Source organism: Paraburkholderia sp. A1RI_3L (assembly GCF_048957895.1).
Classification (GTDB): Bacteria; Pseudomonadota; Gammaproteobacteria; order Burkholderiales; family Burkholderiaceae; genus Paraburkholderia; species Paraburkholderia kururiensis.
On the sequence record NZ_JARCHA010000002.1, the window covers coordinates 395,632 to 413,734 of the forward strand.

Consider the following 18,103-nt stretch of genomic DNA (forward strand, 5'->3'; position numbering starts at 1 on the left):
CCTCCTGAGTTGTGTCGTAATCGCACAACGCCTCGCAATTGACACGCTGTCGCCCAGACGGCGAATCAACCTCAAAGCCTTTTCCAGCAAGGCATCCAGTCACATTTCGACATAATTTCTCGCAGAGTAATACTTTATTGCGGAAATCGGAATGCGCCGGGACGAGGCGCCTCTCTACACTTTGCCTGTCCGGAAACCGGCGCGCTCGCTTGTCTGCGCGCTTTCACGCGAATTCCGCCTCTCGCAGCGCTCGCGTGATGGGTTTCCTTCAAGCCTGGGTTCCACAAAACCCATCCTGTACTCGGAGTTTACAAAGATGAAAAAGACTCTCATGGTCGCTGCCCTGTCGGGCGTTTTTGCTACGGCAGCTCACGCACAGAGCAGCGTTACGCTGTATGGCCTGATTGACGCCGGTATCACGTACACGAACAACCAGCATGGCCACGCCGCCTGGCAAGAAACCAGCGGGTCGATCAACGGCAGCCGCTGGGGCCTGCGTGGTGCGGAAGACCTGGGTGGCGGCCTGAAGGCTATCTTCACGTTGGAAAACGGCTTCGGCATCAACAACGGCACGTTCAAGCAAGGTGGTCGTGAGTTCGGCCGTCAAGCCTTCGTGGGTCTGGCGAGCGATCAATTCGGCGCCGTCACGCTGGGTCGCCAGTATGACAGCATGGTCGACTTCGTCGGCCCGCTGGCGCTGACCGGCACGCAATACGGCGGCACGCAGTTCGCGCACCCGTTCGACAACGACAACCTGAACAACTCGTTCCGCGTCAGCAACTCGATCAAGTACACGAGCACGAACTACGCTGGCTTCAAGTTCGGCGGCCTGTATGGCTTCTCGAACCAGGCTGGCGGCTTCTCGAACAACCGTGCATACAGCGCCGGTGGTTCGTACTCGTGGAACGGCCTGAACGTCGGCGCCGCTTTCCTGCAACTGAACAACGCCGGTACGGGTAATGCCGGCGGCGCAGTGTCGGATGACTTCACGTTCGGCGCCAAGCGCCAGCAAACGTGGGGCGCAGGCGCGAACTACACGTTCGGCCCGGCAACCGCAGGTATCGTGTACACGCAGACCAACCTGACGGGCCTCAACAGCATCTCGTCGGCAGCTTCGGGCTTCTCGAACGGCATCACGGGCTTCGGTGGCAACAGCGCGCACTTCCAGAACTTCGAAGGCAACGTTCGTTACGCTCTGACCCCGGCACTGAGCCTGGCTGGCGCATACACGTACACGCGCGCAAGCCTCGGCGGTGTCCACGCTCACTGGAACCAGGTCAACCTGCAGACGGACTACGCGCTGTCCAAGCGCACCGACGTCTACCTGCAAGGCGTGTATCAGACGGTGAACGAAGGTTCGGGCCTGTTCGCGAACATCAACGGCCTGGGCGCTGCTTCGAGCACGAACAACCAGGTCGCTGTGACGGCGGGTCTGCGTCACCGCTTCTAAAGCGACAGGTAGCACTGCAGCATGAAAAGGCGCCGCTTGCGGCGCCTTTTTTCGTTTCGCCGCGCCGCAAGGAGCAACATCCTGCAAGTCTCGGCGAACGTCTGAAGACGCTTATTGCCGCGGCGGGTATTTCACGTCGAGCACATCGATGGGCTCTGGTCCCGCCGGCGTGTGCAGCGTCACCTGCTCTCCAATGCGCGCCTTGAGCAACGCCCTCGCCACGGGCGAAATCCAGCTCACGTGACCGCGGTCCAGGTCGACTTCGTCGATACCCACAATGGTTACGGTATGTTCCTCGCCGTCTTGCGTCGCGTAATCCACCGTCGCCCCGAAAAACACCTGATCGAGATTCTCCTGACGACTCGCGTCCACGACCTCGGCAAGATCCAAGCGCTTGGTCAGGAAGCGGATGCGCCGGTCGATCTCCCGCAGGCGACGTTTGCCGTAAATGTAATCCCCGTTTTCGGAGCGGTCACCGTTCGACGCCGCCCACGACACGAGTTTTACGACATCTGGCCGTTCTTCGTCGATGAGATGCAGCAGTTCGCTGCGCATGCGCTCGTAACCCGCTGGCGTGATGTAGTTTTTGGCACCGGCCGGGATTTCGGCCTGGGCGACGTCGAGATCGTCGTCACTGTCCTCACTCGACTCTTTAACGAAGGCTTTGTTCATAATCCGCAACCGCAATAGACATCGTTCCCAAGGTTACACGAACGCCCGGACGATACAAACCGCGTCGAGACGCTTCCCTTTTTCCGCAGCTTTGCTATAATTTCGCTTCTGCGTGCGGCTGTAGCTCAGTTGGATAGAGTACTTGGCTACGAACCAAGGGGTCGTGGGTTCGAATCCTGCCAGCCGCGCCACCTTTTTCAAGGGCCTTCTACCTGAAGGCCCTTTCGTTTCACACTGCATCACCGCAGTACCCGGTTTGCGTGCGGCTGTAGCTCAGTTGGATAGAGTACTTGGCTACGAACCAAGGGGTCGTGGGTTCGAATCCTGCCAGCCGCGCCACCTATGAAGGGCCTTCCATCGGAAGGCCCTTTTTCTTTGGCTCCATCCGCGAATGCCGCACTCCGGACGCCCAGCCACGGCTTATCAGGGCCGCGGGGCCGATCCGATATCGCCGATATGCATGTCCGGCCTCGGCGTGTCTTCCACCGACCACAGCGCGCTTTGCTCGGCAATCGGCTCTGCTCGCGGCCCGATGAGCGCCTGCGCCTGCCGCATCACATCACCCACGGTATCGCCGAAGCGGCTCGCCACGAACGCGCGGAGCAGTGCGATGCGAAACGATTCGCCCCGCCCTTCCACCGTCCGATGGCTACCCTCGAACTGCGCCACGCAATGAGCCGAGCCTCGTTGATGGGCAGGCTCCTGCACTTCGAGCCGCTGCGTGCGTTCAAGCACCACCGACGCAGCATCCCAAGACGTGGACGGCGTGAAGCGGCCATCCCACGGGCGGCCACGGTCCGTGCCGCGAACGGCGACCGTGTTGCCGCTATCGGTGAAATGGATTTCCCGCACGAAGTCATGCAGGCTGCGGGCGACCCAGTAATCGAGCGCCACGCCGGTCAAGTCAGCTACCTTCATCACGTCGTCCCTCCCACACCTGGCTGGTAAGCGTGGAGACAGGCCTGCCAGGCAGTCCGGACCGTCAATAGTCCGCCCGCTCCCGGTCGATGCGCATTCCGCCATCGTGGCGATGGTGAGGCTCTTCGCTCGGCCGTTCTCGCGCGATCCGCATCACATCCGGATTCGTCCGCACCCGTCGCATCACGTTCGCCAGATGGACGCGGTCGCTCACCTGGATCACAAAGCGAAGCAAGGTGGATTCCTGCGACAGGTCTTCATCCATCGCGATGTGAACGATGTTCGCGTCAGCGGACGTGATGTCGGCCGCCACGCGGGCGAAAACGCCCTTGGTGTTCTTGACCAGCACCTTCACCGCTACATCGAACAGGCGACCCGGTTGCGGCGCCCAGGCGACGTCGATCCAGCGGCCAGGATCGCGACGGTGAATGCGCTGCGCGACGCGGCAATCCGTCGTGTGAATCGCCATACCCAGGCCGATGCCGATGTAGCCCATGATGTTGTCGCCCGGAATCGGGCGGCAGCACGCCGAGAGTTGCACCGACATGCCTTCAGTTCCCGTGATGACGACGGGCGGCGCATGCGGATGATGGGCGGCTTCGCCGCGCGGATGCTCGTCGTCATCCGCGTCGTGGCCGCTCATCAGCACCTCGATGCGCTTGGCCATCACCGCGGCTACGCGGCGGCCAAGACCGATGTCCGCGAAGATTTCCTGGCGATTCTTGTTGCCCGTCCATTGCACGAGCTTGTCCCACACCTCGGGTGTCACGTCCGCGAGGGCGTAGCCGTAGCCCTTGAGCGCCTGATCCACGAGCCGCTCGCCGAGTTGCACCGACTCCGTGAGCCGCATCGTCTTCAGGTAGTGGCGGATCGCCGAACGGGCCTTGCCCGTGCGCACGAAACCGAGCCACGCCGGATTCGGCTTCGAGTACGGCGCCGTGATGACCTCGACGATGTCGCCGCTCTTGAGCTCCGTGCGCAACGGCAGCAGCTCGTTGTTGATCTTCACGGCGACGCATTGATTGCCGAGGTCGCTGTGGATCGAATACGCAAAGTCGAGCGCCGTGGCACCGCGTGGCAGCGCCATGATCTTCGACTTCGGCGTGAACACGTAGACCGCATCCGGGAAGAGGTCGATCTTCACATGTTCGAGGAACTCGCTCGAATCGCCGGCTTCGCTCTGAATGTCGAGCAGCGACTTGAGCCACTGATGCGCACGTTTCTGCACATCATTGAGGTCGGCGCCACCGTTCTTGTACATCCAGTGCGCGGCCACGCCGGCCTCGGCGATCTCGTGCATCTTGCGCGTACGCACCTGAAACTCGATCGGCGCGCCAAACGGCCCCACCAGCGTCGTATGCAGAGACTGGTAGCCGTTCACCTTCGGAATCGCGATGTAGTCTTTGAACTTGCCGGGCACGGGCTTGTAGAGCGCATGCAGTGCGCCGATGCAGGTATAGCACTCGAGCGGCGTTTCCACGACGACGCGAAAACCGTACACGTCGAGCACCTGCGAGAACGACAGCTGCTTGTCGCGCATCTTCTTGTAGATGCTGAAGATGGTTTTCTCGCGGCCCGTAACTTCGGCCGAAATTTTCGCCTCGGCCAGTGCGCGTTGCACCGACTCCAGAATCTTGCTGACCACCTCGCGCCGATTGCCGCGAGCCGCCTTCACGGCCTTTTCGAGCGTGGCGTAGCGATTCGGATTGAAGTTCGCGAAGCTCAGGTCCTGCAACTCGCGATACGTATTGTTCAGCCCCAGCCGGTGCGCAATGGGCGCATAGATGTCCAGCGTTTCGCGCGCCACGCGGCGGCGCTTTTCCATGGGCACGGCGCCGAGCGTACGCATGTTGTGCAGCCGGTCGGCGAGCTTCACGAGAATCACGCGCACGTCGCGCGCCATCGCGAGCAGCATCTTGCGGAAGTTTTCCGCCTGCGCTTCCTCGCGATTGCGAAACTCCATCTTGTCCAGCTTCGAGAGGCCGTCCACCAGTTCGGCCACCTTCGCGCCGAAGCGCTCGGCAAGCTCGGCCTTGGTCACGCCCTGGTCTTCCATCACGTCGTGCAAAAGCGCCGCCATGATGGCTTGGGCGTCGAGCTTCCAGCCGGCGCAGATTTCCGCGACGGCAACAGGATGGGTGATGTAGGGTTCGCCGCTCTGGCGATACTGACCGAGGTGAGCTTCGTCGCTGAAGTGGAACGCAGCCTTGACTTCCTTGATCTCGTCAGCGGCGAGATACGTGGAGAGCGCGCTCGTCAGGTTCGCGATGGAAACGACGCCGTGCTTGCGTGGCTGCTCCGGCGTGGCAGTCGGTCCGAAGAGGTGACGGAACGACTGTTCGAGGACTGCGTCGATGTAGTTGCGTGCAGACGAGCTCGTCTCGGTTTCCTGTTCCACTTCCGTGGCGGCGGGCGACGGTGTCGTGCTCATGTTCGCCTCCGTATCAGGTGAGTCGCAGTTTAGCCGCAGCGTGGCGCTCGAATGTCTGCACGCGGTGTGAATCAAATGGCAATCGCGGGTGCGATCAACGCGAGTGCCTGCGAGTGCCTTATACCGGCACCTTCTTCAGCATTTCGATCCCGACCTGGCCGGCCGCGATTTCGCGCAGCGCAACCACGGTGGGCTTGTCGCGGCTTTCAATCTTCGGCGTATGGCCTTGTGCCAGCTGACGGGCACGATAAGTGGCGGCGAGCGCCAGTTCAAAGCGGTTCGGAATCTGTTTGAGACAGTCTTCGACGGTGATGCGGGCCATGTTGGTCTTCCTTCTCGATATGGTGTCTATTCTACCTTATGTGCCGGATGCGCCGGGCTGAGGCAGGTGAATGCCGAGCTGAACGAAGAGCTCCGTATGGCGTGCGTACTGGGACGCAAAACGCAGCCGCGTGGCAGCGACGAGGCAACGCAGTTCGGCAAGCGCGCGATCGAAGTTTTCGTTGATCACGACGTACTCGGCTTCGGCCGCATGCGCCATCTCGCTGCCCGCTGCAAGCAGGCGCCGTGTGATGACGTTGGGCTCGTCCTGGCCACGCTTTTTCAGCCGTTCTTCAAGCGCTTCCAGCGACGGCGGCAGGATGAAAATTTCCACCGCGTTGCGAAACTGCTTCTTCACCTGCTGCGCGCCCTGCCAGTCGATTTCGAGCAGCACATCGTGGCCGATCTTCATCTGCTCTTCGATCCACACGCGCGAGGTCGCGTAGTAGTTGCCATGCACCTCCGCGCTCTCGAGGAACTCGCCGGCCGCGTGGCGCGCGAGAAAGTCGTCGACGGTCGTGAAGTGATAGTGCTCGCCGTCGCGTTCTTTCGAGCGGGGGGCACGCGTGGTGTACGAGATCGACAGACGAATCGCTTCGTCTTCTGCGAGAAGCGCGTTCACGAGCGTCGACTTGCCGGCGCCCGAGGGCGCCACCACCATGAAGAGATTGCCCGGATAAACGCCCGCGTACGGGTTGCGGCGCTTGCTCGAATCGGGGCTTTCGCTGCTTTGTCCGGTCATTGCCGAAGTCCTTCCGTCTATATCTGATTGTGTTGGCTACCTGCTGTTACTCGAGGTTTTGCACCTGTTCGCGCATCTGCTCGATGAGGAGCTTGAGCGTCATCGACGCATCCGCGAGTTCCTTGGCCGCCGCCTTCGAGCCCAGCGTGTTCGCCTCGCGATTCAGTTCCTGCATCATGAAGTCGAGCCGCTTGCCGACCTTGCCGCCCTTCTCGATCACGTGACGCGTTTCGTTCAGATGCGCGGTGAGCCGCGAGAGCTCTTCCGCGATATCGATGCGGATGCCGTACATCGTCACTTCCTGGCGGATGCGCTCGGCGATTTCCTCGCGCGACACGATGGTCGCCGGCTGGTCCGCCGCCGCGATACCCAGTGCCTCCTGCAGCCGCTCGACGATCTTCTGCTGATGCTTGGCAATCAGCTCCGGCACGAGCGGCGTGATGCGCGCGACGATCGCTTCCATTTCGGTGACGTTGCCGAGCAGCATCGTGGCCAGTTGCGCGCCTTCGCGGGCCCGCACGTCGATCAGATCGGCAATGGCGCGCTTGCCGCATTCGAGCACCGCCTCGCGCAGCGTGTCGGTAGAGATCTCGCTTTCCGTCAGCACGCCGGGCCAGCGCAGGATTTCGCCCGTGCGCAGCGGCCCCGCGTCGGGGAACGCCGCGAGCACGGTGCGCTGCAGCACGGCCAGTTGTTCGAGCGAATCGCGGTTCAGCGCACCGGCGTTGGCGGCTTGCTCGCTGCGCTGCAGGTTGATGCGGATATCGACCTTGCCGCGCGAGAGCTTCGTCATGAGCATTTCGCGCAGCGTGGGCTCGCAGGCGCGCACGTCTTCAGGCATGCGAAAGTTCAGGTCGAGAAAGCGCGAGTTCACCGTGCGCAGTTCGACAGACACGCTCACGCCGCCGTTACCCTCGCCCGAGGTGAGTTCGCGCGTCGCGCTCGCATAGCCGGTCATGCTGTAGATCATCGTTCGCCTCGCGAAAAGGCCGATGCGCGACGCCAGGATCGCGCATGGCGTTGGATGTGAGGCGCCCGGCGTGTACGAGACGCGGGGCGCGCAAGACCGACATTATCCCATTTTTGGCTACGAAGCCCGGCGCAGGCGGCACGCCGGGAAAAGGCCCGCGGTGGGGCGCCATTGCGCTTCTCCGAACGGCGCTAAAATGCGCAGTTCCCCTTCGCTTTCACACTCCCCACGATGAACGACACCACGAAACGCCCGAGCGGCCGCCGTCCCGACCAGTTGCGCGACGTACGCATCACGCGCCACTACACGAAGCACGCCGAAGGTTCGGTGCTCGTCGAGTTCGGCGACACGAAGGTGATCTGCACGGCCAGCGTGACGGAGCGCGTCCCCGAATTCCTGCGCGACCGCGGCCAGGGCTGGCTCACCGCCGAGTACGGCATGCTGCCGCGCGCCACGCACACGCGCAGCGACCGAGAAGCGGCACGCGGCAAGCAGACGGGGCGCACGCAGGAAATCCAGCGGCTGATCGGCCGCGCGCTGCGCTCGGTGTTCGATCTCGAACGGCTCGGCGCACGCACCATTCATCTCGACTGCGACGTGATCCAGGCCGACGGCGGCACGCGCACCGCGAGCATCACAGGCGCATTCGTCGCGGCGCATGACGCCGTCGCGAAGCTCCTCGCCACGGGACGCATCGAAGCATCGCCCATCACAGATTACGTCGCGGCCATTTCGGTGGGCGTCTTCGACGGCGTGCCGGTGCTCGATCTGGACTACGACGAAGACTCGCAATGCGATACCGACATGAACGTCGTCATGACGGGCGACGGCGGTTTCGTCGAAATTCAGGGCACCGCTGAAGGCGTACCCTTTACGCGCGACGAGATGAACGCGCTGCTCGATCTCGCGCAGTCCGGCATCCGGTCGCTGATCGACATGCAAAAGGCCGCGCTGGAGAACGCTGCGTGACGAACCAGAACGCTCAGACGCCGCACGCAACGAGCGACAGCACGCTCACGCGCGTGGTGCTCGCCTCGAACAACGCAGGCAAGCTGCGCGAATTCTCCGCACTGCTCGGCGCGGCCGGCATCGAGCTGGTGCCGCAAGGCGAGCTGGGCGTGCCGGAGGCCGAGGAGCCGCATCCCACGTTTGTCGAAAATGCGCTCGCCAAGGCGCGTCATGCGGCGACGCTGACCGGCCTGCCCGCGCTCGCCGACGATTCGGGCCTGTGCGTGCGTGCCCTGCGTGGTGCGCCCGGCGTGTACTCCGCGCGCTATGCGCAGCTTGCGGGCGGCGAAAAAAGCGATGCGGCGAATAACGCCCGGCTCGTCGATCAATTGAAGGGACACGACGACCGTCGCGCCTACTACTACTGCGTGCTCGCGCTCGTGCGGCACGCTGAGGACCCGGAGCCGCTGATCGCCGAAGGCCGCTGGCACGGCCTCGTGCTCGATACGCCGCGCGGCGCGAACGGCTTCGGCTACGATCCGTACTTCTTCGTGCCGGCGCTCGGCGCCACGGCGGCAGAGCTGGAGCCGGCCATCAAGAACGCGGCGAGCCATCGCGCCATGGCGTTGCGTCAACTGCTCGCGCGACTGAAGGAGGAAGCGTGAGCGCCGCGTCGACGGGCGCGAACGTCGTAGGCGCGTTCACGATGCCGGGCCGCATTCGCCTCACCTCGCTGCCGCCACTGGCGCTGTACGTGCACTTCCCCTGGTGCGTGCGCAAGTGCCCGTATTGCGACTTCAATTCGCACGAATGGAAGGGCGACCAGTTTCCCGAGAACGACTATCTCGACGCCCTGCGTGCCGATCTCGAACAGGCGCTGCCGCTCGTATGGGGCCGTCAGGTGCATACGGTGTTTATTGGTGGCGGCACGCCAAGTCTGCTGTCGGCCGCCGGGCTCGACCGGCTGCTCTCCGACGTGCGCGCGCTGCTGCCGCTGGACGCCGACGCCGAAATCACCCTCGAAGCGAACCCCGGCACGTTCGAAGCCGCGAAGTTCGCGCAGTTTCGCGCGAGCGGCGTGAACCGGCTCTCGGTGGGCATCCAGAGCTTCAACGAGGCGCACCTCAAGGCACTGGGGCGCATTCACGATGCCGCGCAGGCGCGCCATGCCGTCGAAGTGGCCGCGAACACGTTCGACAATTTCAATCTCGACCTGATGTTCGCCCTACCGCAGCAGACGCTGGCCGAATGTCAGGCCGACATCGAAACGGCACTCGCGTTTGCGCCGCCGCATCTGTCGCTGTACCACCTGACGCTCGAGCCGAACACGCTGTTCGCGAAGTTTCCGCCGGCGCTGCCCGACGACGACGCGTCCGCAGACATGCAGGACTGGATTCACGAGCACATGGCCGCCGCGGGTTACGGACACTACGAGGTCTCGGCGTACGCAAAACCGAACCGGCAGTGCAAGCACAACCTCAATTACTGGCGCTTCGGCGACTACCTGGGCATCGGCGCGGGCGCGCACACGAAGCTCTCGTTTCCGCATCGCGTGCTGCGGCAGGCGCGCTACAAGCATCCGGCCACGTTCATCGAGCAGGCGCGTGCCGGCACGCCGGTGCAAGAAGAACACGAGGTGGGCCCGCACGATCTGCCCTTCGAGTTCATGCTCAACGCGCTGCGCCTCATGGAAGGCTTTCCGGTGCATCGCTTCGTCGAGCGCACGGGGTTGCCCATGACGTCGATCGAACCCGCGCTTGAGGAAGCCGAACAACGCGGCCTCATCGCGCGCGACCACGAAACGATTGCCCCGACACCGCTCGGGCAGCGCTTCCTGAACGACCTGCAGGCGCTCTTTCTCAAAGACGACGCATAAGGCGCGGCGCTACGTTCTGGTGCCCAGCCTGACCACGCTGTCGGACGGCGGTTCCAGGTTACAATGCCGGGCTTCGGAGGTGTGGCAGAGCGGTTGAATGCACCGGTCTTGAAAACCGGCGAAGGGGCAACCCTTCCGTGAGTTCGAATCTCACCGCCTCCGCCAGAACGTCGACAACTACGGGCCGCCAGGCCCGTTTTTGCTTTCTGGCCTCGCCTCTTTCCGCTCTTTCCATCCGCGCTCGCACGCTCTCCAACCGTGGGCACGCGACGCATGCGGCTCCCCACTAAAGCGCCGCGCCTGCCCAGATCACATCGCGGCCATCCTTGAGCTTCGCCCCCGCCTGCTTCGCCGATATCCGTATTGCCCCGGTTTGAACATTGTCGAAATGCCGTGTGAAATGAGCCTGTTCCACAGGAAGTCCTTACAAACTTTTCGACAATCACAATCAAGAGGCCCACGTGTCAGAACAACAATCGGCGGAAATTGCTGCGCGCATCGACCGCCTGCCCCCCTCACGCACCGTGTGGACGATGGTGATCCTGATCTCCCTCGGCGGCGTCTTCGAGTTCTACGACCTGTTCTTCACCGGCTACGTGGCGCCAGGCATGGTGGAGTCCGGACTGTTCAAGCCGGAATCGCTCGGCTTCTTCGCGGCGCTCCAGCCGCTCGCGGTCGCGGGCTTCGGCACCTTTGTCTTCTCCACGTTTGCAGGCCTGTGGATTGGCGCCCTCGTCTTCGGTTTCGTCGCGGACCGCTTCGGGCGGCGCTTCATCTTCACCTGGTCGCTGGTTTGGTACATGGTCTGCACGGCGATCATGGCGTTCCAGACGACGGGTCTCGAACTCAACATCTGGCGCCTGATCGCGGGCATCGGTATCGGCGTCGAGCTCGTCACCATCGACTCGTACATCTCCGAGCTGATCCCGAGCGCCGAACGCGGACGCGCGTACGCCACCAACCAGTTCATCACGTTCCTCGTGGTGCCGGTGGTCGCGTTCCTCGCCTATGCGCTGAAGGGCACACACCCGTTCGGCCTCGACTACTGGCGCGTCGTGATCCTGATCGGGACAGTGGGCGCGCTCCTCGTGTGGATCATTCGCCGCAACGTGCCGGAAAGCCCCCGCTGGCTCGCCCGCCACGGCCGGTTCGAAGAGGCTGGACGCATCGTGGCCGACATCGAACGCCGCGTGGCCGCCGAGAAAGACATCACGCTGCCGCCGCCCCAGCCGGCGCGGCCCGAGAAGGAAGGCCGCGGCTCCTACGCCGAAATCTTCGGCCCGCTCTACCTGAAACGCACGATCATCCTCTCGGTGTTCAACATGGCCCAGGTGATCGGCTTCTACGGCTTCGCCGCGTGGGTGCCGACGCTGCTGATTCACCGCGGCATCCACGTGACGGCGAGCCTCGAATACGCGTTCATCATCGCCATCGCCAATCCGTTCGGACCGCTGCTCGGCACCTGGTTCGCCGACCGGCTGGAGCGCAAGACGCAGATCTGCGCGGGCCTCTTCGTGATGGGCATCGTTATCGCGATCTTCTCGCAGACGTCCGAGCCTTGGCTGCTGATCGCGCTCGGCGTGGTGTTCACGCTGGCCTCGAACATCATGTCGTATGCCTACCACGGCTACCAGGCCGAGCTGTATCCCACGCGCGTGCGCGCCCGCGCCGTGGGCTTCGTCTACTCGTGGAGCCGGATCTCCGCCGCGTTCGCGGGGCTCGCCATCGGCATCCTGCTGCATCTGTACGGCGTGCCGGGCGTCGCGGTGTTCATTGGGGCGTCCATGGTGGTTGGCATCTGCATGATTCTGCTCGGGCCGTCCACGCGGGGTCAGGCGCTCGAATCGATCAACCATTGAGAACGCATCGCACGGAACGCCGGACGGGCGTAAAGGCCCGTCCGGCGGGCGAACGGTGCAGAAACGGCACAGAAACACCGTTGGAATAGAACCGGCAAGCGCTGCAAGGACGCAACGGCGGCGCACGCACATCTAGGTGAAAACCCTTAGATCCGGTATCATGGCGGGCAGTCCTGGAAGATACCGCCATGCCCGCCCGTTTTCAGCTTGTTGAAAGAATCGCGTTTTCGCTCGTCGTGCTCGCCGCGCTTCTCTGCTCGGCCTTCATCGCGTACGAAAGTTCGCCCGAATTCCGCTTCGGTCTGCACGAAGGCAAGGAGCTCGTCCTGAAGAGCACGGAGTACTCGTACATGTGCGCCTCGGCGATGAGCCAGCCCTGCGCGCAGATGCCTGTCGAGTGATTCACGGCGTCGGCACGTCGCTTCTCGTCACGCGACGCTAATCATCCGCTCAAGCCATTCACGGCTGCGCTCAACACCCGATCTTTTTTGTTGCCTACAGGCGCACCTCGCCGAAGCGCAAGCCGCTCTGTACGTCATCGCTCATTGCGCACGCTTCAACGAAGTCGCGCAGGGCGAATGCGGATTGCAACCGCACGAATTTGACCTAGCATCGAATTACGTTCGGCACCTGAGCTTCTGGCGATGCGCCCTTGCGTACGTCACCTTCATTGCTTCATTACGGCTTGTGCGCGAGGCCTGCCGCGCGTCACCCGCGGCGCGACCGCCCTGGTATTCGCCCTCGCCGTGTCGGCCTGCAACTTTACGGTCACGCCACCGGGCCGTCCGGCACTCATCACACCGCCCGCCGCCGTCAACAGCCTCACGCTGGACCAGTACCGGTCCGCCGTCGCCCAACGCATTCTCGAACGCAATCCGTCCTACGTGCTGCATGGTTCGCCGCAAGCGATGCTGCGCTCACTCGTAGTGGTCTCGTTCACCGTGGATAGCCGCGGCGGCGTCGTGACGGAGTCGGTATATCGCACCAATGGCGACGACGAAGCGGAGAGCACCGCGCTCGCCACCCTCAAGCGCGCCTCGCCGCTGCCGCAGCCACCTTCGAAGCTGCTCAATACGCGCGGCCAGCTCGAACTGATGGAAGACTGGCTGTTCAACGACAACGGCAAGTTCCAGTTACGCACGCTCGCCTCGCCGCAGGCCCGAAATTTCAACTGACGCGCGGCCAGCACCCGTCCTCGGCACCCTCCGCGTGTGCCCGCATGCGCCTGGCACGCCTGTCGCACGCTCGTTATAATTTCCCGCGACTTCCCCGCCGGCGCGCCGGCACTTGCAGCGCGCCACCCCACTGCGCCAGCAAGCTCCAACCGCCATGCAGCCACGCCACCCGCGCAGGCCGCGCGTGCGGTCAGAAGCCTGGTCGAGCCTCCACACGCTTCATGCCACGCGAAGCGAGGCAGCCAAAGGGCCGACGAGAATCACAGCAACCGCCATCACGGCAATAACAACCGAACGACAACACACACCCTGCGCCTCGAGCGCGGGGCCGCCACGCCGCGGGCACAGCCGCCGCGTGCCGCCTCGAACAGGAGACACTGCATGTCCACATCGCCGCTTTCTTCCGCACGTGCGGACGCACAGAACGCCGCCGCATCGACCAGAACTTCGCACGTCATCTTCGCGAGCTTCATCGGCACGGCCATCGAGTTCTACGATTTCTATGTCTACGCCACCGCAGCCGCGCTCGTGATCGGCCCGGTATTCTTTCCGCACGGGTCGGCCACGGCGCAGGCGCTCTCGGCGTTCGTTACGTTCGGCATCGCCTTCATCGCGCGGCCGATCGGGTCGTTCCTGTTCGGCCACTTCGGCGACCGTATCGGTCGCAAGTCGACGCTCGTCGCGTCCCTGCTCGTCATGGGGCTCTCCACCACACTGATCGGCTTCGTGCCCGGTTACGACAGCATCGGGAGCCTTGCGCCGATTCTGCTGTGCGTGCTGCGTTTCGGCCAGGGCATCGGTCTTGGCGGCGAATGGGGCGGCGCGGCGCTGCTCGCCACCGAATATGCGCCAGCCGGCAAGCGCGGCTGGTTCGGCATGTTCCCGCAGCTTGGGCCATCGGTTGGCTTTCTCGCCTCGAACGGCCTTTTCTTCGGTCTCGCCCTGTCGCTCTCGGACGAACAATTCCGCAGTTGGGGCTGGCGCGTGCCGTTCCTCGTGAGCGCGGTGCTGGTCGCGCTCGGCCTCTACGTGCGGCTCAAGATCGCCGAAACCCCCGCGTTCAAGGCAGCAGTCGAACGCGAAGAACGCGTGCGCGTGCCGCTCGCGACGCTGCTGACCCAACACGGCGGAGCGACCGTGCTCGGCGCGCTCGCGATGGTGGTCTGCTACACGCTGTTCTATATCTCGACGGTGTTCTCGCTCTCGTACGGCGTCTCGACGCTGCACTTCTCGCGTCCGGCGTTCCTCGGTTTGCTGTGCGTGGCCGTGGTTTTCATGGGGCTCGCCACGCCGCTGTCGGCTTGGGCCAGCGACCGCTTCGGGCGCAAGCCGGTACTCGTCGTCGGCATCGTCGCGGCGATTCTCTCCGGCTTCGCGATGCAACCGCTGCTCGGCAGCGGATCGACGCCGCTCGTGCTGCTGTTTCTCGTAATCGAGCTGTTCCTGATGGGCGTGACCTTCGCGCCGATGGGCGCGCTCCTGCCCGAGCTTTTCCCCACGCGGGTGCGCTACACCGGCGCGGGCGTGGCCTACAACCTGGGCGGGATTCTGGGCGCCTCCGTGGCGCCTTATATTGCACAGTTGCTCGCGGCGCACGGCGGGCTTGCATGGGTGGGCGGCTACGTTTCCGCGGCGGCGGTGGTGAGCCTCGTGGGCGTGCTCTGCATGCGCGAGACCCGAGACGCAAATCTGATCTAGCGCAACCGGCGCGGGGAACGGCAGCCTGCGTGCTTTCCCCGAATTGCAGGGCTCATTGGCGTGCCTATACTCGAAACACGCGGTCCCTCACGCGCGGCGCGAAGCCGCCGCGCGGGATGCGAAGGGACGAAATGAGGGGCCTTGCAGGGAGCCGACCATGAAGTTTCACTTGAGCAATGCCGACGTCGTAGCTGTCATCGCGCTGGCGCTGATCGGGGCGCTGCTTCTCGCTATCCGCTTTCGCCCGTCTACGTGGAAGGGCATTCTGGCCGAGGCGGTCGCGGCGAACGTGGTAGCCATCGGCACGGTGGTTGCGCTGGAAATGCTGCTGGCATGAGCCGACGCGCGGTGCCTGCTTGCCGGCAAGTGTCGTGTAGATATCAGGCAGCGGCAACGGAGCCGAGGCTCATCGGCTCCTCGATACGCGGATCGCCATGCACATAGTCGATCGCATCGAGCACGTCCCTGACCTCGGGCATCTGCCCAGGACCGCCCAGGGAAGTGGAGCGGAACGGCGCATGCACGCCGCAATGGTCCTTCGAAGTGGCCGTGAAGATCATCACGGTGCGCTTCATCAATGCATGGGCGAGATGCACGAACCCTGTGTCCACGCCCACCACGAGCGACGCTTCCTCGATCTTGCGCGCGAGCTCCACGATCGAGAGCTGCGGCAAGACCGTTGCCCCGGGCACAAGGCTCGCAATCTGCACCGCGGCCGCATGTTCGGCCTGGGAGCCCCAAGGCAGGGCGATACGGTAACCGCGCCTTGCGAGTTCACGGCCCAGCTCGCCCCAGCGGGATACGGGCCACTTCTTCTCGTCCTTCGATGTGGCGTGAAAAAACAGCGCGAGCGGTTGTGTGCCTGACGCCATTGGCATGGCAGCTTCAGGCGGCATATTGCGCGGCACCCGAAGATCGTAGACAGGCGGCCCTTCCACCTGGTAGCCGAGCGCCTCACCCGTACTGATGCGCATGCCATGCCACGCGTCGCAATCGGGACGCGGACCGAAGCGACCGTTATAGGCGAACGCAGCACCGCGCTCGCCGAGATCCCTGGAGCGGTAGCCGAAACGCCGCGATGCACGTGCAAGCCAGGCGATGATGGCGCTCTTGTAGACACCGTGGATGTCGATCACGGCGTCATAGCGGTGCGCGCGCAGCTCGGCGATCGACGCTGCGATCGCCTTGAAGTCGGCCCACCGCCGCGCCTTCTTGAAACGCCGCAAGGGCGCACACAGTACGCGGTCCACGCCGCGGTTCCACCGCACGACGTCCGCGAACGCTTCGTCTGCCGCCCAGTCGACCTTGGCGCCCGGGAATGCGCGCTGAATATCGGCTACCACGGGCAGGGCCTGCACGATGTCGCCGAGCGAGGTCACCTTGACGATGAGAATTCGTTTCATTGTTGCGTTTCGTTTTATCGTTTGCCACGCAGATTTTAGCGGACGATCCTTTCATCGACCGAAGGAAATCAGGCTCCTGGATTAAGGGCGCGAAAGCCTTCGTATTACAAGATGTAAATGCGAAGGCTGCCAGAGCGGCCTTTACCGGCCTGCTTTCACATCATGGAAGAGCACGTTGGCACCGAGCACCGAAATGATGCGGCCGGTATACTTGCGCCTTTTCACGGCGGAATACCGATGCGCCGGACGCTGCCCTCCTTCCCTTCCCATGTCGGACGCCGTGCGCGGCGCCTCTGGCGCCAGTACGGCGTGTTCTGGCTAGGCGCCATCGCGGTGGGCTTGATCGCCGTCTTTTACGCACGCCTCATCGATTGGGGGTATGGCGTGTTCCGCAACGCGCAGCACGATCACGCGTGGCTTCCGTTCATCATCACGCCGACCGTCGCCGCGGCTTCCGTGTGGCTCACGCGACGCCTCTTTCGCGGCGCGGAAGGCAGCGGGATTCCGCAGGTCATCGCGACGCTCCACGCCAAACCAGGGGAGTCGGGTGCGCGCCTTCTTACGCTGCGCATCCTGTGCGGCAAGATCGCAGTTTCGTTCCTCGGCATTCTGGGCGGCTTCACGATTGGGCGCGAAGGCCCCACTGTCCAGGTTGGCGCCGCGCTCATGTTCAACTTGCGAAAGCTCTATCCGCGGTCCAACGCCTTGATCGAACGGCAACTCGTGCTGGCCGGCGCGGCGGCCGGGCTCTCCGCGGCATTCAACACGCCGCTGGCGGGCATCGTGTTCGCCATCGAGGAACTCACACGCAGCTTCGAGGCGCGCGCCAGTGGCGTGCTCATCACGGCCATCATCATTGCGGGCGTCATCGCGCTCGGTTTGAACGGCAACTACACCTACTTCGGCACCATTCAGATCGGGGCACATTTTCCGGATCTGCTTGCGGTAGCGGTACTGTTGACCGCCATCGTGACCGGCATCGCAGGCGGCGTCTTTGCGTGGCTGCTGCTCAATACGGCGCGCTGGATCCCGGCACCGCTGCGCAAGCTGCATGGAGAGCAGCCGATAGTGTTCGGCGCGCTGTGCGGACTCGGCATCGCGGTGATCGGCGCCGTGTCGGGCGGCACGACGTTCGGCAGCGGCTATGCGGAAGCGCGCGGACTGCTGGACGGTCACGAGCAGCTTTCTGTGCTCTACCCGTTCCTGAAGATGGCGTCGATGGTGGGGTCGTACCTGCCCGGCATTCCGGGCGGCATTTTCGCGCCGTCGCTCTCGATTGGCGCCGGCTTCGGCAATCTGCTGCACATGGTGTTCGGGAGTTTGCAGCTGCAGATGCTCATCGCGCTCGCGATGGTGGGCTATCTGGCCGCCGTGACGCAGTCGCCCATCACATCGTTCGTGATCGTGATGGAAATGATCAATGGCCACGCGCTGGTGATTTCGCTGATGGCCACCGCGCTCGTTGCAAGCCGCGTGTCGCGGCTCCTGGCACCGCCGCTATATGAATCGCTCTCCGAGCGCTATATGGCGCCGCTGCCGCAGCCGGCTCCAGCGCCTGTGCCGGAAGTTCCGGAGGCACTGAACGTCACCGAGCCCGAGCAGACTGCCGCCGCGTCAGACGCCGGGCCGCGCCGCTGACT

Annotated in this window: 17 protein-coding genes and 3 tRNA genes; 13 read left to right on the forward strand and 7 right to left on the reverse strand. The window is 63.8% G+C overall.

All coding sequences use genetic code 11. The annotated features are described in order from the left end of the window. Positions 1 to 316: 316 nt before the first annotated feature. Complete coding sequence (locus tag PXJ20_RS07885) at positions 317 to 1,450, forward strand: porin (RefSeq protein ID WP_026121382.1); 1,134 nt, start codon at positions 317 to 319, stop codon at positions 1,448 to 1,450. Between the two features lie 111 nt (positions 1,451 to 1,561). On the opposite strand, the gene greB is transcribed toward PXJ20_RS07885, so the two are convergent. Then, positions 1,562 to 2,122: a transcription elongation factor GreB gene (gene greB / locus PXJ20_RS07890; protein ID WP_017774543.1), complete on the reverse strand. Its 561-nt coding sequence runs from the start codon at positions 2,120 to 2,122 to the stop codon at positions 1,562 to 1,564. Positions 2,123 to 2,236: 114 nt separating this feature from the next. On the opposite strand from greB, the gene PXJ20_RS07895 reads away from it, so the two are divergent. Next, positions 2,237 to 2,313 (forward strand) — tRNA-Arg (locus tag PXJ20_RS07895). A gap of 71 nt (positions 2,314 to 2,384) precedes the next feature. After that, positions 2,385 to 2,461, forward strand: a tRNA-Arg gene (locus PXJ20_RS07900). An 84-nt stretch (positions 2,462 to 2,545) separates the two neighbouring features. Here PXJ20_RS07900 and PXJ20_RS07905 read toward each other — a convergent pair. From PXJ20_RS07905 to PXJ20_RS07925, 5 genes are all read right to left on the reverse strand, one after another. Beyond that, the gene (locus tag PXJ20_RS07905; RefSeq protein ID WP_026121381.1) at positions 2,546 to 3,040 is read right to left on the reverse strand and encodes a phage protein NinX family protein; all 495 of its coding nucleotides are present in this window, start codon (positions 3,038 to 3,040) and stop codon (positions 2,546 to 2,548) included. 64 nt (positions 3,041 to 3,104) lie between these two features. Further along, entirely contained in the window at positions 3,105 to 5,471 is a 2,367-nt protein-coding gene (locus PXJ20_RS07910) for a RelA/SpoT family protein (protein ID WP_126876702.1), read from the reverse strand. 118 nt (positions 5,472 to 5,589) lie between these two features. Continuing rightward, positions 5,590 to 5,793, reverse strand: a complete 204-nt coding sequence (gene rpoZ / locus PXJ20_RS07915) for a DNA-directed RNA polymerase subunit omega (RefSeq protein WP_006999799.1) — start codon at positions 5,791 to 5,793, stop codon at positions 5,590 to 5,592. Positions 5,794 to 5,829: 36 nt separating this feature from the next. Next, the gene (gene gmk / locus PXJ20_RS07920) at positions 5,830 to 6,534 is read right to left on the reverse strand and encodes a guanylate kinase (protein WP_017774540.1); all 705 of its coding nucleotides are present in this window, start codon (positions 6,532 to 6,534) and stop codon (positions 5,830 to 5,832) included. Between the two features lie 46 nt (positions 6,535 to 6,580). Then, positions 6,581 to 7,504, reverse strand: a complete 924-nt coding sequence (locus PXJ20_RS07925; RefSeq protein ID WP_017774539.1) for a YicC/YloC family endoribonuclease — start codon at positions 7,502 to 7,504, stop codon at positions 6,581 to 6,583. 231 nt (positions 7,505 to 7,735) lie between these two features. Between PXJ20_RS07925 and rph the strand changes: the two genes are divergently transcribed. The 9 genes from rph to PXJ20_RS07970 all read left to right on the forward strand — a co-directional run bounded on the left by rph (position 7,736) and on the right by PXJ20_RS07970 (position 15,397). Then, positions 7,736 to 8,473, forward strand: coding sequence for a ribonuclease PH (rph, locus tag PXJ20_RS07930; protein WP_026121380.1), 738 nt, complete (start codon positions 7,736 to 7,738; stop codon positions 8,471 to 8,473). Continuing rightward, positions 8,470 to 9,117 carry an RdgB/HAM1 family non-canonical purine NTP pyrophosphatase gene (gene rdgB, locus PXJ20_RS07935; protein WP_413212310.1) on the forward strand — a complete coding sequence of 216 codons (648 nt, stop codon included), beginning with the start codon at positions 8,470 to 8,472 and terminating at the stop codon, positions 9,115 to 9,117. The genes rph and rdgB overlap by 4 nt, the downstream gene beginning before the upstream one ends. 41 nt (positions 9,118 to 9,158) lie before the next feature. Beyond that, complete coding sequence (gene hemW / locus PXJ20_RS07940; RefSeq protein WP_233411322.1) at positions 9,159 to 10,328, forward strand: radical SAM family heme chaperone HemW; 1,170 nt, start codon at positions 9,159 to 9,161, stop codon at positions 10,326 to 10,328. Between the two features lie 75 nt (positions 10,329 to 10,403). Beyond that, positions 10,404 to 10,493: transfer RNA gene (locus PXJ20_RS07945), tRNA-Ser, on the forward strand. A gap of 368 nt (positions 10,494 to 10,861) precedes the next feature. Then, on the forward strand, positions 10,862 to 12,187 hold the full coding sequence (locus PXJ20_RS07950; protein ID WP_176048907.1) for an MFS transporter: 1,326 nt from the start codon (positions 10,862 to 10,864) through the stop codon (positions 12,185 to 12,187). A 188-nt stretch (positions 12,188 to 12,375) separates the two neighbouring features. Next, on the forward strand, positions 12,376 to 12,588 hold the full coding sequence (locus PXJ20_RS07955; protein WP_017774534.1) for a hypothetical protein: 213 nt from the start codon (positions 12,376 to 12,378) through the stop codon (positions 12,586 to 12,588). Positions 12,589 to 12,831: 243 nt separating this feature from the next. Next, positions 12,832 to 13,362 carry an energy transducer TonB family protein gene (locus PXJ20_RS07960; protein ID WP_017774533.1) on the forward strand — a complete coding sequence of 177 codons (531 nt, stop codon included), beginning with the start codon at positions 12,832 to 12,834 and terminating at the stop codon, positions 13,360 to 13,362. Between the two features lie 381 nt (positions 13,363 to 13,743). Beyond that, the gene (locus PXJ20_RS07965; RefSeq protein ID WP_413212311.1) at positions 13,744 to 15,060 is read left to right on the forward strand and encodes an MFS transporter; all 1,317 of its coding nucleotides are present in this window, start codon (positions 13,744 to 13,746) and stop codon (positions 15,058 to 15,060) included. A gap of 157 nt (positions 15,061 to 15,217) precedes the next feature. Further along, positions 15,218 to 15,397: a hypothetical protein gene (locus tag PXJ20_RS07970; protein WP_017774531.1), complete on the forward strand. Its 180-nt coding sequence runs from the start codon at positions 15,218 to 15,220 to the stop codon at positions 15,395 to 15,397. 43 nt (positions 15,398 to 15,440) lie between these two features. Here the strand turns inward: PXJ20_RS07970 and waaC are convergent, their stop codons facing one another. Continuing rightward, positions 15,441 to 16,463 carry a lipopolysaccharide heptosyltransferase I gene (waaC, locus tag PXJ20_RS07975; protein ID WP_421029712.1) on the reverse strand — a complete coding sequence of 341 codons (1,023 nt, stop codon included), beginning with the start codon at positions 16,461 to 16,463 and terminating at the stop codon, positions 15,441 to 15,443. 237 nt (positions 16,464 to 16,700) lie between these two features. On the opposite strand from waaC, the gene PXJ20_RS07980 reads away from it, so the two are divergent. Continuing rightward, complete coding sequence (locus PXJ20_RS07980; RefSeq protein ID WP_421029713.1) at positions 16,701 to 18,101, forward strand: chloride channel protein; 1,401 nt, start codon at positions 16,701 to 16,703, stop codon at positions 18,099 to 18,101. Positions 18,102 to 18,103 lie beyond the last annotated feature (2 nt).

Coding starts and splice junctions, on each gene's coding strand:
- waaC (WP_421029712.1), bottom strand. CDS start 16,463: ATGAAACGAATTCTCATCGTCAAGGTGACCTCGCTCGGCGACATCGTG.
- PXJ20_RS07905 (WP_026121381.1), bottom strand. CDS start 3,040: ATGAAGGTAGCTGACTTGACCGGCGTGGCGCTCGATTACTGGGTCGCC.
- PXJ20_RS07970 (WP_017774531.1), top strand. CDS start 15,218: ATGAAGTTTCACTTGAGCAATGCCGACGTCGTAGCTGTCATCGCGCTG.
- rpoZ (WP_006999799.1), bottom strand. CDS start 5,793: ATGGCCCGCATCACCGTCGAAGACTGTCTCAAACAGATTCCGAACCGC.
- PXJ20_RS07965 (WP_413212311.1), top strand. CDS start 13,744: ATGTCCACATCGCCGCTTTCTTCCGCACGTGCGGACGCACAGAACGCC.
- PXJ20_RS07960 (WP_017774533.1), top strand. CDS start 12,832: ATGCGCCCTTGCGTACGTCACCTTCATTGCTTCATTACGGCTTGTGCG.
- hemW (WP_233411322.1), top strand. CDS start 9,159: ATGCCGGGCCGCATTCGCCTCACCTCGCTGCCGCCACTGGCGCTGTAC.
- greB (WP_017774543.1), bottom strand. CDS start 2,122: ATGAACAAAGCCTTCGTTAAAGAGTCGAGTGAGGACAGTGACGACGAT.
- PXJ20_RS07950 (WP_176048907.1), top strand. CDS start 10,862: ATGGTGATCCTGATCTCCCTCGGCGGCGTCTTCGAGTTCTACGACCTG.
- PXJ20_RS07885 (WP_026121382.1), top strand. CDS start 317: ATGAAAAAGACTCTCATGGTCGCTGCCCTGTCGGGCGTTTTTGCTACG.
- PXJ20_RS07910 (WP_126876702.1), bottom strand. CDS start 5,471: ATGAGCACGACACCGTCGCCCGCCGCCACGGAAGTGGAACAGGAAACC.
- PXJ20_RS07925 (WP_017774539.1), bottom strand. CDS start 7,504: ATGATCTACAGCATGACCGGCTATGCGAGCGCGACGCGCGAACTCACC.
- gmk (WP_017774540.1), bottom strand. CDS start 6,534: ATGACCGGACAAAGCAGCGAAAGCCCCGATTCGAGCAAGCGCCGCAAC.
- PXJ20_RS07980 (WP_421029713.1), top strand. CDS start 16,701: ATGCGCCGGACGCTGCCCTCCTTCCCTTCCCATGTCGGACGCCGTGCG.
- rph (WP_026121380.1), top strand. CDS start 7,736: ATGAACGACACCACGAAACGCCCGAGCGGCCGCCGTCCCGACCAGTTG.
- PXJ20_RS07955 (WP_017774534.1), top strand. CDS start 12,376: ATGCCCGCCCGTTTTCAGCTTGTTGAAAGAATCGCGTTTTCGCTCGTC.